General features: G+C 59.8%; 11 protein-coding genes. All 11 read right to left on the bottom strand.

Annotated features, from left to right (window positions below; translation table 11 throughout):
* Positions 1-39: 39 nt before the first annotated feature.
* Complete coding sequence (locus ACMNAY_RS07165) at positions 40-540, bottom strand: lipoprotein (RefSeq protein WP_418718932.1); 501 nt, start codon at positions 538-540, stop codon at positions 40-42.
* A 27-nt stretch (positions 541-567) separates the two neighbouring features.
* Entirely contained in the window at positions 568-1,800 is a 1,233-nt protein-coding gene (locus ACMNAY_RS07160; RefSeq protein WP_418718931.1) for a peptidase U32 family protein, read from the bottom strand.
* Between the two features lie 65 nt (positions 1,801-1,865).
* The gene (mltG, locus tag ACMNAY_RS07155; protein WP_418718930.1) at positions 1,866-3,002 is read right to left on the bottom strand and encodes an endolytic transglycosylase MltG; all 1,137 of its coding nucleotides are present in this window, start codon (positions 3,000-3,002) and stop codon (positions 1,866-1,868) included.
* 26 nt (positions 3,003-3,028) lie between these two features.
* A complete protein-coding gene (locus tag ACMNAY_RS07150; RefSeq protein ID WP_418719041.1) occupies positions 3,029-3,856 on the bottom strand; it encodes a GNAT family N-acetyltransferase in 828 nt (275 codons plus the stop codon).
* Between the two features lie 39 nt (positions 3,857-3,895).
* Entirely contained in the window at positions 3,896-4,792 is an 897-nt protein-coding gene (locus ACMNAY_RS07145) for a DUF2156 domain-containing protein (protein WP_418718929.1), read from the bottom strand.
* Positions 4,789-5,454, bottom strand: a complete 666-nt coding sequence (locus tag ACMNAY_RS07140) for a dTMP kinase (RefSeq protein ID WP_418718928.1) — start codon at positions 5,452-5,454, stop codon at positions 4,789-4,791. Before ACMNAY_RS07140 ends, ACMNAY_RS07145 begins: the two co-directional genes overlap by 4 nt.
* Entirely contained in the window at positions 5,451-6,233 is a 783-nt protein-coding gene (gene thyX, locus ACMNAY_RS07135) for an FAD-dependent thymidylate synthase (protein ID WP_418718927.1), read from the bottom strand. The genes ACMNAY_RS07140 and thyX overlap by 4 nt, the downstream gene beginning before the upstream one ends.
* Before the next feature lie 15 nt (positions 6,234-6,248).
* Positions 6,249-8,729, bottom strand: a complete 2,481-nt coding sequence (locus ACMNAY_RS07130) for an ATP-dependent helicase (RefSeq protein WP_418718926.1) — start codon at positions 8,727-8,729, stop codon at positions 6,249-6,251.
* Between the two features lie 177 nt (positions 8,730-8,906).
* Positions 8,907-9,782 (bottom strand): carbohydrate ABC transporter permease, encoded by an 876-nt coding sequence (locus tag ACMNAY_RS07125; RefSeq protein WP_394977259.1) that lies wholly within the window; start codon positions 9,780-9,782, stop codon positions 8,907-8,909.
* Between the two features lie 15 nt (positions 9,783-9,797).
* Positions 9,798-10,739 (bottom strand): carbohydrate ABC transporter permease, encoded by a 942-nt coding sequence (locus tag ACMNAY_RS07120; RefSeq protein ID WP_394977257.1) that lies wholly within the window; start codon positions 10,737-10,739, stop codon positions 9,798-9,800.
* Between the two features lie 123 nt (positions 10,740-10,862).
* Positions 10,863-12,164, bottom strand: coding sequence for an ABC transporter substrate-binding protein (locus ACMNAY_RS07115; RefSeq protein WP_418718925.1), 1,302 nt, complete (start codon positions 12,162-12,164; stop codon positions 10,863-10,865).
* Positions 12,165-12,275 lie beyond the last annotated feature (111 nt).

Raw genomic sequence — 12,275 nt, 5'->3', positions numbered from 1 at the left:
AACAGGCGCGAGGCCCTTTTAGAGCTTCGCGCCTGTTTGTTATTTATCCACTGATTTAAAGGTCACATTGACGCCTTCAATGGTGATGCTCATGGTGTGGCTGCGAACTTTGCCGTCCTCACCCTTCACCTTGAAGGTCACCGTGCCGTCGCCCAGATACTCAAATTCCGGCTCATCGGCCAGCTGCGCATCAGTGCCGCCCATGCGGCAGGAACCGTCCGCGCCCAAAAAGGCCACGCCGGCAGTCTGGGTGTCACTGTTCCGGAAGAGCACGGCGCCCACAAGGCCGCTGGACTGGTCATAGAAGGTCACGCAGTCTGCCATTTCCCAGTTTTCTTCTCGTTCAGCCTCATACAGTTCCAGCACTTCCTCCTCGGTCCAGGTCCGGGAGGTTTCGCTTTGCGAGGCAGTCTCGCTCTGCTCACTGGCGGGCGGGGCGGATGTGGGCGCGGGCGCAGACACGGTCGGCTCTTCCCCACCGCAGCCCGCCAGCGCAAAAGCGAACAAAGCGGTCAAAAAGAGGGCAAGCATTCGTTTCATCGGTTATGTCCTCCGTAGCAACAGATTTTATTCTTCCGTCAGCCGTTTGCGAAGCAGGCTGTGGGGCGGCAGCGGCGTCTCGCTGGGCATGGTGTAGAGCATCATGGGGTGGGGCGTGCTGGTGATGTCTTCGCTTTCCGCGTTGCGCAGCCAGGCGGGCGCAAGGCGCACCACCTCGCCGGTGGGAGTCAGGGCTTCCAGCTCGTCACCCAGGGTGAACTTGCCCCGCTGGGTGCACTTGGCCAGCCCCTCGTGCCAGCTTTCCACCACGCCCACAAACTCCCATTTGCGCACATAGCCGCCGGTTTCGGTATCCTGCCGCGCCTTTTGGGGCCCGAAGTAGAACCCGGGCGAATAACGGCGGTGGCTGGTGCGGTCCAGTTCGTCCAGCACGCTCTCGGGGCAAAGGAAGTCCTCTCCCGGGGGTGTGGTCAAAAACGCATCCAATGCCTGCCGGTAAGCGCTGGTAACGCTGGCAACATAATAAAGGGTCTTTGCTCGGCCCTCGATTTTCAGGCTGTCTACGCCGGCGGCGCAGATCAGGTCGATGAAAGGCGCGGTGCACAGGTCGTTGGCGTTCAGGATATAGCTGCCCTCCGGCGTTTCCCCGATCTCCATGTACTGGCCGGGGCGGGTCTCTTCCATCAGATAATACTTCCAGCGGCAGGGCTGGGCGCACTGGCCCCGGTTGGCGTCCCGCCCGGCAAGATACTGGCTGAGCAGGCACCGTCCCGACACGCTCATGCACATGGCTCCGTGAACGAAAGCCTCCAGTTCCAGGTCCTCAGGGGTGTTGGCGCGTATCTCCGCGATCTGCTGCAGCGTGAGTTCTCTTGCCAGCACCACCCGCTTCGCGCCCAGTTCATAAGCCGCCCGGGCGGCGGCCCAGTTGGTGACGCCCGCCTGGGTGGAGAGGTGTCTCTCCGCCTCCGGAGCATACTGTTTGACCATGGACAGCACGCCCAGGTCCGCCACGATGAAGGCGTCCACGCCGGCGGCCCATGCCTGCCGGATGGCATCGGGCAGGCTTTTCAGTTCCTCGTTGGTGGGCAGGGTGTTCAGCGTCAGATAAAGCTTTTTGCCCCGGGCGTGGCAGAGAGCCGCGCCTTCGGCCAGCTGTTCGGGGGTGAAGTTCTGGGGCGCGGAGCGCATGCCGAACTCCGTTAAACCGGCATACACCGCGTCCGCCCCGTAGCGCAGGGCGTATTCCAGCCGTTCCAGATCCCCCGCAGGGGCCAGCAATTCCGGCACAGGAAGCATGTTTTTCTCTCCTTTTTACGAAGCAGGGCGCTGAAAGAAGCCTTTCAGCGCCCCACTGTTAGCTTTTACTGCGAGAACGCAACGTTCACATTGCTCTGGTGTTCGCTCATGGTCTTGGCGTAATAGTATTTGCCGTTCTTGTCGGTGACGAAGAAATAGTACTTCTCCGCCAGATACTCCTGGTCGGGGTTCAGCGCCGCCTTGATGGCCTCGATGCCGGGGTTGGACACGGGGCCCGCAGGCAGGCCTTCCTTCTCGTAGGTGTTGTAGGCCGCGTAGATGTTGGCGGGGATATTGTCCCAGCCGCCATAGTAAGGAGCGATCCAGTTATAGATATAGTTGTTGTCGTCCGGGTTCTGGACATAGCTGCTCACGTTGCTCTCCAGCCGGGGATAGAGCGAACCTTCTGCCAGCCGGTTGTGGAACACGGCAGAGACGCGGGCGTCCTCGGCGTTGCCCGCCTCCTCCTGCACGAAGCTGGCCAGAGTGATGATCTCCTCCAGAGTAAAGCCCAGGTCCGCCGCCTGCTGACGCAGTTCCGGAGTGACCTGACGGTCGAACTCGGCGTAGAAGGTGTTCACATAGTTATACACCGTGTCATCCAGGAAGAACTCATAGGTGTTGGGGAAGAGATAGCCCTCGCACTTCATGAAGAGGTCGGGGTCATCGGGGATCTCGTTCCAGAACTCGTACTGGCTGAAGTCGGAGCCGTCCTCGCCGTTGGCACAGGCCAGGAACTCATCGGCAATGCACAGGCCGTTTTCCTCCATCAGCTTAGCCATCCGCTGGGCAGTGATGCCTTCCGGGAAGGTGATGGTGACGGTGTCCCGCTTGACATACTGGCTCATGGTCTCGATGATGTCGTCGTAGCTTGCGCCCTTGTACAGGGTGAATTCGCCGTACTGCAGGCTGCCGGCGGCTTCTTTGTAGCGCAGATAATAACGGAACACCGTCGGGCGTTTGATCACGCCGGCCTCCGCAAGGCGCTTGGCGATGGTGGTGGGGCCTTCGCCCTGCGCCACCGTCACCGTGACTTCTTCCATCGTGGCGTTTTTGCCGGCGATCTCGCCGATCACCGACGCACCGTAGATGCCGCCGCCGATCAGCAGCGCCACAAACAGCAGCAGCACGATCAGGCAGCCGCTGGGCCCACGCCTGCGGCGGGGGCGCTGTTCATAGTTTTCCCGGGGCTGGTTGTTCATGTTTCACTTCCACCTTTGTATGTTTTTTATTCGTCGTCCAGCATCAGACGCATATATGCATCCCGCACATCGAAGGGCCGACCGAAAAAGCGGATCATCCCATAATCCCGCGGCGAGCCTTCGCCGAGGAAAAGCGTTTGCCCTTCGCCCAGCTCCAGCACCGCATTCTCCGCGCCGGTCTTTTGGCGGGCCGCCTCCAGCATCGCCACAGCGGCACGGTCGCTTTCGGCAAAGAGTTCCACAAAACGCAGTTCGTTCCCCTTTTGGAAAAAGAGGCCATAGCCGTGGTCGGTACACACGCTTGTGACGCCCAGGCTGTACAAATCAGTGAGCACAGCTGTGTAACCCGCGGCGTACAGTTCCATCGCTTCCGGCGCGAAGGTCCGGCGCAGCGTTTGCAAACCTTTTGCAGTGACGGTGTCAAATTCGGCCTGCGCCCACAGGTTATTTCGGATCTGTCTGTGCAGCACACGCTTGGAAAAAGCCTTTTCAAAGCCACGCGCGGCATAAAAACCAAAAAGCCGTTCGCTGGCCGGAATGAGGGCCGCAAAGGCCGCCCCCCTGCGTGCCAGTTCCTGACCGACGGCGTCCATCAGGGCAGTCATCACGCCGTTGCCCCGCTGATCCGGCCGGGTGGTGAGGCCATAGTAATAAGCGCCGCTGCGGCTGAGCAGCGTCACCGGCACCGCGCAGAGCAGCGCGGTGCACTCGCCGTCCTGCCGGGCGGTAAAAACATTTCCCTCGCCGGCAAAGTTTTCCAGCACCGACAAGGCTAACTCTTTCGTTCCGCCAAAGGAATTAACAAACAATTCTGCCAAAGCGGGAAACTCCTCCCGCCGCGCCACATAGTCCATGGTCTCTCTCACTCCCCTTTTCAGCCGCTTGCGCCCTGGTCACTTGTTCAGGGCCGCCAGATACTTGGGCTCGATGATATCCGGGTTATAGGACAGCTTCGCCGCCCGCAGGCCCTCGTCGCCCACGTCGTCCTCCCGGTTGATGAGGTCGAATCCGGCGCAGACATTGCGGGCCATTTCCCGGTTGATGATGTTGTAGGCGCCGGTCACATCGTAAAGCGCCTTTTCCACATGGGTATCAAACACCCGGTCGTTGATGGGGCTGCCGAAGGAGAACGCCACGATGCGACCGCCTGCGGTGACATAGCCGCCCCGCAGGTCCAGCTTGTCGAAGTTATCGAACAGCAGCTCGATGGAGCTGTGCTCGGTCTGAATCCCCGGGTTGTCCTTGTTTTCATACAGCTGGCTCCAGGCATCGTTAAAAGCCCGGATGGCCGGCAGGTCCTCTTTGGTGAGAGGATGGAACTGCCAGTCGGGGTTTTCTCTGATAAAACGAGACACATGGTTCCGTTTCTTCTGGAACCGCCGTCCGGGCAGTTCGGCCAGGTTGGCCTGCTCATAGATATAGTCGTAGTCCGCCCGGTCAGAGGTGATGGTGAACTTGCCGGGATACCACTCTTCCAGTCGAGTCTTGGCCTCCAGGGTCACCGAGTAAAGATACATGGGGCGGCCGATGCGCTCGGCGTCCCGCTCCATCGTTTCGATGGCTTTGCGCTCGTCACCGCCCTTTCCGGCGGGCCAGAGATAGTAGCAGGTGTCGCCCACATCGCTGCGGATCAGCACCCAGTCGTCGTATTTTGCAATGTGGGTATTGTAAGCGTGGCTCCACATGAACTGGGTCACAAAAGAGTAGCCGCAGCACATATAGTTGCTGGAGCGCATGATGGGCGCGGCCCACGCGAAGTCATCGATGCTGATGGGATGGAATTCGATCATAAAACCTCCTTGATCGCTCGGAGCAGGTCGGCATGGATGGCTTCAATGGAGCGCATCGCCCCCCGCTCGGTGCAGGAGACCTTTGCCCAGCCCAGCGTGCGGGCGCAGTAGTCTGCGGCCTCGTGGCTGCGGGCCAGATAGGCAAGGTCTTTTTCGTGAATGTCTTTTTTGCTCTCGTCGCCCTTGTATCGGGCGGTCATCAGCCCCTGGCTGACCACAGGGTCCACCTCCAGGTAGACAACGCAGTCGGGAGCCGGGATGCCGATTTTGTTGTATTCGAAGTCAAACAGCCAGTCCAGAAATTCCGGCCACTGCTCCTTCGGCAGTTTGGAGCACTGATGCACCGCGTTGCTGGTGGTGTAGCGGTCGGAGACGACGATACCGCCGGACTTGTAAAACCCGCCCCAGCCGGTCTTGTAGCTGGCGTAGCGATCCACCGAATAGAAAGTGGACGCAGCGTAGGCGTTCACATCGTCTGGGTGGCTGCCGAATTCGCCGCCCAGATACATCTTGATGAGGGCCGAGGAATCGCTGGCGTAGTCCGGAAAGGAGATCTTCTTTACATCTCTCCCCTGCCCGGTCAGCGCATCGGCCAGGCGGGCTGCCTGGGTGGCTTTTCCGCTGCCGTCCAATCCCTCGATCACGATCAGTCTGCCGTTCACTGCTCCAGGGCCTCCTCTTTCAGTTTCGCGTATTTCTCCCGCATGGCCGCGGCCTCGCCGCAGGTCATGGAGCCTTCGCTGCAGGCGCCCCGCACGCAGGAGGGACCCGCCATGGCAAACAGGGCCGGGGCAACGGGATAGACAAGGCGCAGCATCTCATCCGCCAGCGCACGGATCTCCCACTGGGCCCGGGCGCAGCAGCGGTGCTTAAAGAAATTGTGCAGGCTGCGGGCATTCATGGTAACGATCATCTTGGTGTCGCAGGCATTGGGCAGCACGAAGCGGGCGTCCTCAATGGCAAGCTTTTCCGCTTTACGGGTCGCTTCCTTTTCGCTCATCCCCTGCTGCATCAGGCGGCGAATGTGGCCGTCTTTGAGCAGCGTGGCGATCCGCCGGTATTCCTCGCCCTGCTGGTCCATCGCCTGGCGGAAGGCCTCCAGCGCCTCGGGATCACCGGCGATCTCCGGCGGAGTGACATACTCGAACTCATCCAGCCGCACATAGCGCTGGCTTTGGACACTGTAGCTGGCAATGCGGTGCCGGGTGATCTGGGCCAGCAGGCTGCGGCTGACGCCCTCGATGGCAAAGGTAAAGCTGACGTGCTCCGTGGGGCTCTCGTGGCCCAGTTTCGCAAGCTTTTCCACAAACTCTCGGCTCTTCTCCGGCGTCAGGCCGGCCAGCAGGTCGTCCACTCCGGCGCTGGAATAACACAGCTTTGCCGCGGCGGCGACCACTTTTTCGGGTTCGGGAGTATGGGCGATCAGGGACACTCGAAGCATTGGAAACTTCCTTTCTCAGCCCTCCAGAAGTGTGAGGGGTGCGTAATTGGCCATGGTTTTTTTGATGCCGGCTTTTTCGAACTGGATCTCCACAATGGTGTCACCGGCCGCAGGGGTGGCTTTGAGCACAACACCCCGGCCAAACACCTTGTGCTCCACCTTGTCGCCGGGCTTGAACACCGGCTTTTTACCGTTCACAGGGCGAGGCTGCGGTGCAACGCCCACCGTGGGGCCAAAGCCTGCGCCGCGGACGGGCGCGCCGGAAGCTGCCGGCGCGGAAGCGGTGCGGTTCCAACCGCCGGAGCCGGGCGTCCAGCCGGTAACGCTGCCCCGGGGCGCCGCGCTGGCGGAAGCGCCGCCAAAGCTGCCGAAACCAAAGCTGCGGCGGGCCGCCATGGGGCTTGCCTGCTCATCCAGCAGGGCGGCGTCGATCTCCTCCAGGAAACGGGAGGGCCGGTTGCGCCGGGTCTGGCCAAAGATCATGCGGCTCTGGCTGCAGGAAAGATACAGCTCTTTGCGGGCGCGGGTGATGCCCACATAGCAAAGGCGGCGTTCCTCCTCCATATCCTCTTCGGAGAAGCGGCTGAGTTCGCTGGGGAACACCCCCTCCTCCATGCCGACGATAAACACATAGTCGAACTCCAGGCCCTTGGCAGAGTGCATGGTCATCAGCACCACCACGTCGGTCTCCTGGTCGTAGCTGTCCAGGTCGGAGATGAGGGCAACTTCCTCCAAAAAGCCGGAGAGGCTGGCCTCGGGGCCTTTCTGGTCCGCATAGGTTTTGACGCTGGAGATCAGCTGGCCAAGGTTTTCCAGGCGGGACTGGCCCTCATCACCCTGGCTTTCCAGCATTTTTTTGTAACCTGTGATCTGCAGCAGCTCGGTGACGAACGCATCCAGCGGCAGGCTGTCGGCCGCCTCCACCAGCTTCTGGTAGATTCCCCAGAACCCGTTCAGCGCGCCGGCTGCCCGGCTGATGGCCGGATAATCGGCCGCGTGGCGGCAGACTTCCAGCAGACTGACGCCGAGGCCCGAAGCGATCTCGCCCATTTTGTCCAGCGTGGTGCCGCCGATCTTGCGGGCCGGTTCATTGATGATACGGCGCAGGCGCAGGTCGTCGGCGGGGTTGGCCACGATGGACATATAGGACAGAATGTCCTTGACTTCCTTGCGGTCATAGAACTTCTGACCGCCCACGATCTTATAGGGGATGCCGGCCCGGGCAAAGTAGGTCTCAACGGGGTTCGACTGGGCGTTCATGCGGTAGAGCACCGCGTGGTCCCGCAGGTGGCCGCCCTCCTTGAGGTGACGGCCGATGACCGAAGCAATATGGCTGGCCTCGTCCTGCTCGTTCTCCGCTGTATAGCAATGGGCCTTGTCACCCTCGGCATTCTGGGTCCAGAGGGTCTTGCCCTTGCGGCCTTGGTTGTTTTTGATGACGCAGTTTGCCGCGTTCAGAATGTTGGAGGTGGAACGGTAGTTCTGCTCCAGACGGATAACCTTCGCGCCCGGGAAATGCTGCTCAAAGTTCAAAATGTTTTCAATGGTAGCGCCCCGGAAGCGATAGATGCTCTGGTCGTCGTCGCCCACCACGCAGACGTTCTGCCGCGGGCCGGTGAGCAGCCGCACCAGATGGAACTGTGCCACGCTGGTGTCCTGGTACTCATCGACCAGAATATACTGGTACTTCTGCTGGTAGTATTCCCGAACATCCGGGCATTCCTGCAGAAGGCGCACGGTGTGATAGATCAGGTCGTCAAAGTCCATGGCGCCGGCGCTTTTCAGCCGCTTGGCATAAGCGGCATACACCTTGGCCAGCAGGGTGGCTTTCGTATTGTTCGCCGGTGCTTCCAGCGCTTCTTCCGGGCTGATGAGCTGGTCCTTCATGCGGCCGATCTGGCCCAGCGCCGACTTCACAGGCAGGAACTTGTCGTCCACAAGCAGCTGCTTATAGACCTCTTTCATGGCCCGCTCCTGGTCGCTGGTGTCGTAGATGGTAAAGCTCTTGGGGAAGCCCAGCCGGTCAGCGTCCCGCCGGAGCATCCGCACACAAGCGGAGTGGAAGGTGGAAGCATTCACGTCCGCGCCTTCCGTTTCGCCCAGCATGGCCGCCAGACGGGCTTTCAGCTCCCCTGCCGCCTTGTTGGTGAAGGTGATGGCCAGCACGTTCCACGGGCGGGCGTTCTCCCGCCGGAGCATCGGCCACAACGAGGGGGCGGGGTCCGCGCCATCGATGGCCGCCTGCAGGTTTTGAATGTCCTGCTCGGTTGCCGGCCGGGGCAGCCAGTCAGAACCGTGGGCCCGGCCAAAGCGGATGATGTTGGCGATTCGGTTTACCAGCACGGTGGTCTTTCCGCTTCCCGCGCCGGCCAAAATCAGCAGCGGGCCTTCGGTGCAGAACACAGCTTCCTTCTGCACCGGATTCAAGCGGCCGAATTTGCTTTCAATGAATGTATCCCGAAGGGCCGCAAAGGCCCGGTCAAGTTCCTGTGGCATAGAAATCCTCTCGTAAAACAATCTTGCTTTCTGCCGATTTGGGGCACTGCCCCAGCATCGTTTTTAACATTATAGCACAAGTTCTTGATAAAGAGAATCCGCCGCGCCCAATATCTCGAAATTTTGCCAAAAGAAAAAGCGCGCGGCTTTTGCCGCGCGCTTTTATTGAAGATTCGATCAGCCCTTAATGGCACCGCCGGTAACACCGGCGATGATCTTGTCGGACAGGAAGATGTACAGCAGGAAGGTAGGTGCAAACACAATGACCACCGCGGCGAACATTCCGCCGTAATCGTTTGTGTACTGCATGCCTTTCACCATGTTGTACAAGCCCACTGCAATGGGACGCACTGCCGATTTGCTGGCAAACAGCATGGACATGAAGAACTCGTTCCAGATGGTGATGAAGTTGAAGATGGTAACGGTGATGATACCGGGCTGCGCCAGAGGGAACATGATCTTCCAGAAGGTCTTGATGGGGCTGCAGCCGTCGATGGCAGCGGCTTCCTCGAAGGTGAAGGAGAGGTTCTGGAAGAAGGAGAGCATAAAGAAGATGGTGAACGGAACGTTCATCGCAATGTACAGGAACACGATCAGGCCCCGGGTGTTGGTCAGCTTGAGGCTGGTGATGACCGAGAACAGAGGCATGATGATCATGATGACCGGGATGCCCAGCGCAGTGGCGAACATGTTCTGCAGGAACATATTGCCCCGGAATTTAAAGCGGGAAAGCGCATAGGCAGCCGGAGACGCCACCACGATGATGACCGTGCAGGAGATGGCGGTGTAAATCAGCGAGTTCACAAAGAACACGCCCACCTTCTGGGAGCTCCAGGCGTTGGAGTAGTTTTCCCAGTGGAAACCGGAAGCGAACTCAAACAGCTGGCCGCCCAGGATCTCACGGCTGGTGGAAAGCGAAGCCAGCATGACCCAGCCCACCAGCATGATGGTGAACACCACCCAGGCGATGCACATGATATAGCCGGGCAGCAGGGGGATCTCTTTTTTGATGCGGAACGGTTCGTGAATCTTTTTTTCTTTCATTTTAGCCATGTTTCGCACCTCCCCTTACAGCTCAACATCGTCATTCTTGACGATGAAGTTGGTCAGGCCGAACACCAGCACAACGATGGCTGCCATCATCACGCCGATGGCAGCACCGATGCCGGAATTACGCACCGCCTGCGCCGCGTTGGAGGAGCCGAACACCAGCTCATACATGTAGTTCAGCGGCATGACCGTCTGAGACGACAGGTTGACCGGGTCGAACACCTGGCCCCAGATGAAGAAGCCCACGCTGGAGACCGTCCACATCACCAGGTTCGTGCGGATCGCACCGCGAAGCAGCGGCAGAGTGATGTAGAAGAACTTCTGGAATACGTTGGCGCCCTCGATGGTGGCGGCCTCATAATAGTCGTTGCCGATACGCTCGATACCGCTCATAAAGATGAGCATATGGTAACCCACCATACCAAAGCAGTAAGCGATGAGCATGCTCCAGAATTTATGCGCCGGATCCGTCCACATGACGTTTTCCACGCCGAACCAGCCCAGGATGGTGTTCATCAGGCCGTAGTCCTCTTTGCTGAACGCGTAGTACAGCCACATGGTGCCCATAGCCACCGCCGAAACCAGGTTCGGCAGATAAATGACGCTGCGGAAGAAGCTCTTGGCGCGCAGACCGCTGGTGAGGGCCACCGCGTACAGCAGAGCCAGCACCATCACCGCCACGCCGCCGATGAGCCACAGTTTGCCCAGGTTCGTCATCGCGGAGCGGAACAGCGTGTCGTTGAAGGCATCAATGTAGTTCTTCCCCGCATTGAACTGCCAAGAGGAGACCGGGTCGGTGACGCCTTCCACCTTAAAGAAGCTCATCACGACCGTGCGTACCGACGGATACAGGAAAACCATCAGATACAGCAACGTCGCCGGGGCGAGAAACAGCACCAGCATGGACGTGTTCCGATTGCGCAGTGGGCTTTGGGAGGTTTTTTTCTTCTGTTTTGCCATCGCTTTTGTCCTCCATTCTTATAACACGGAGCAAACACAGTTCATGCGCTGCGTTTGCTCAAATAAATGCGGGGCGGCGGCATGGCCGCCGCCCCGCTCAGTCTTCCTTGTGGAGGACCCGGTTTACGCGCCCTTCTGGGTCTTGCCGAAGGCATCGGCGAAGCCCTGAGCACCCAGCTGACCGCTGATCATCAGAGCCAGGTTGGTCTTGATGGCGGCGTTGACATTGGCGTCGTTCTCCATATCAACAGCCCAGGACAGACGCTGGGTGGTGTTGTCGATCACAGCCTTGGCGTCGGTCAGAGCCTCGGGCCAGGTGGCGTCGTTGGCCATGGGCACGCCCATGGTCTCGTCGGCCAGCTTCTGGTCCCACTCGCCGCTGGTCAGCCACTGGACCAGAGCGAAGGCAGCGTTGGGATACTGGGTGTTCTTGTTGATGGCGAAGCACTGGGCACCGTAGTTGTTGCTCTCGGCGCCGTCGCCGCCCTCAGCGATGTTGGGCAGAGCAAAGGAGCCCCAGCGGAAGCCTTCCTTGGTCTGGTTGCGGATCTCGTTGGGCAGCCAGGTGCCGTTCAGGTACATAGCAACGCTCTCGTCAGCGATGTTGCTCTGGCCCTGGGGATAAACGTTACCGGCAGCGCGAGGATCGATGTAACCATTGTCGACCAGGGTCTGGATAGCCTCAGCGGTCTTCAGAACGGCCTCGTTGGTGAAGTCACCGCCAGCCACGGCCTTGGTGGTCTCGAAACCGGCAACGCGGTCCATCATGTAGCCGAAGAAAGCGGCCATGTAGGCGTCGTCGATGGTCAGCGCGTAGACGCCCTGCTGCTTCAGAGCTTCGCAGGCGGCCAGGAACTCGTCCCAGGTGGTGGGCACGGCAGTGATGCCGGCGGCCTCAAACAGGTCCTTGTTGTACATCACAACGAAGGTGGAGGGCTGATAGGGAACGCTCTTCAGAGTGCCGCCGCCTAGCTCTTTGGCCAGGCTGATCAGGGTGGCATTCTGGGCGCCGTTCAGCTCGGAAGCGTCGTACATCTCCTGGATGTCCAGCAGATAGTCGCCCCAGGTGATGTTCACGCGCTCGATATCCTCGTCAAAGACGTCGACGGTCTCGCCGGCGTCCAGCGCGGGCTGCAGGGTCTTGCGGGTGTCACGGGAACCGGCAAAGTTCACTTCGACCTCAACACCGGTGGCCTTGGTGAAAGCTTCGATGGCTTCGGCGATGACCATGCCCTGAGGCTCAGTCTCAGCCCACATGGGCCAGTAAACCAGCTTGGCGCCCTCCTCAATGGCGCCGGTATCCACCGCAGGGGTGCTGTCGCCGCCCGCAGTGCTGGCAGGGGTGGAAGTGCCACCGCCGCCGCAGCCGGCCAGCAGAGTCAGAGACATAGCCAGTGCCAAAGCAACGCTAAGTACCTTTTTCATAGTAACCTCCTATTTTTTCACAGCGGCCCTGTGCCGCTGCAAACTTTATTCTCAGTATACAGCATTGAAGAAAACTAACAATAAATTTCTTGTTCTGATTTTTATGGATAT

The sequence above is a fragment of the Candidatus Allofournierella merdipullorum genome (assembly GCF_048426865.1).
In the GTDB taxonomy this organism is placed as follows: domain Bacteria; phylum Bacillota; class Clostridia; order Oscillospirales; family Ruminococcaceae; genus Allofournierella_A; species Allofournierella_A merdipullorum.
Note: the sequence above shows the minus strand (reverse complement) of the source record. Positions and strands in the feature narration are given on the sequence as shown.

Bases quoted from the DNA above. Each gene is read 5' to 3' on its own strand.
- ACMNAY_RS07130 (WP_418718926.1), bottom strand. From the start codon at position 8,729: ATGCCACAGGAACTTGACCGGGCCTTTGCGGCCCTTCGGGATACATTC.
- ACMNAY_RS07115 (WP_418718925.1), bottom strand. From the start codon at position 12,164: ATGAAAAAGGTACTTAGCGTTGCTTTGGCACTGGCTATGTCTCTGACT.
- ACMNAY_RS07160 (WP_418718931.1), bottom strand. From the start codon at position 1,800: ATGCTTCCTGTGCCGGAATTGCTGGCCCCTGCGGGGGATCTGGAACGG.
- ACMNAY_RS07120 (WP_394977257.1), bottom strand. From the start codon at position 10,739: ATGGCAAAACAGAAGAAAAAAACCTCCCAAAGCCCACTGCGCAATCGG.
- thyX (WP_418718927.1), bottom strand. From the start codon at position 6,233: ATGCTTCGAGTGTCCCTGATCGCCCATACTCCCGAACCCGAAAAAGTG.
- ACMNAY_RS07125 (WP_394977259.1), bottom strand. From the start codon at position 9,782: ATGGCTAAAATGAAAGAAAAAAAGATTCACGAACCGTTCCGCATCAAA.
- ACMNAY_RS07145 (WP_418718929.1), bottom strand. From the start codon at position 4,792: ATGATCGAATTCCATCCCATCAGCATCGATGACTTCGCGTGGGCCGCG.
- ACMNAY_RS07165 (WP_418718932.1), bottom strand. From the start codon at position 540: ATGAAACGAATGCTTGCCCTCTTTTTGACCGCTTTGTTCGCTTTTGCG.
- mltG (WP_418718930.1), bottom strand. From the start codon at position 3,002: ATGAACAACCAGCCCCGGGAAAACTATGAACAGCGCCCCCGCCGCAGG.
- ACMNAY_RS07150 (WP_418719041.1), bottom strand. From the start codon at position 3,856: ATGGACTATGTGGCGCGGCGGGAGGAGTTTCCCGCTTTGGCAGAATTG.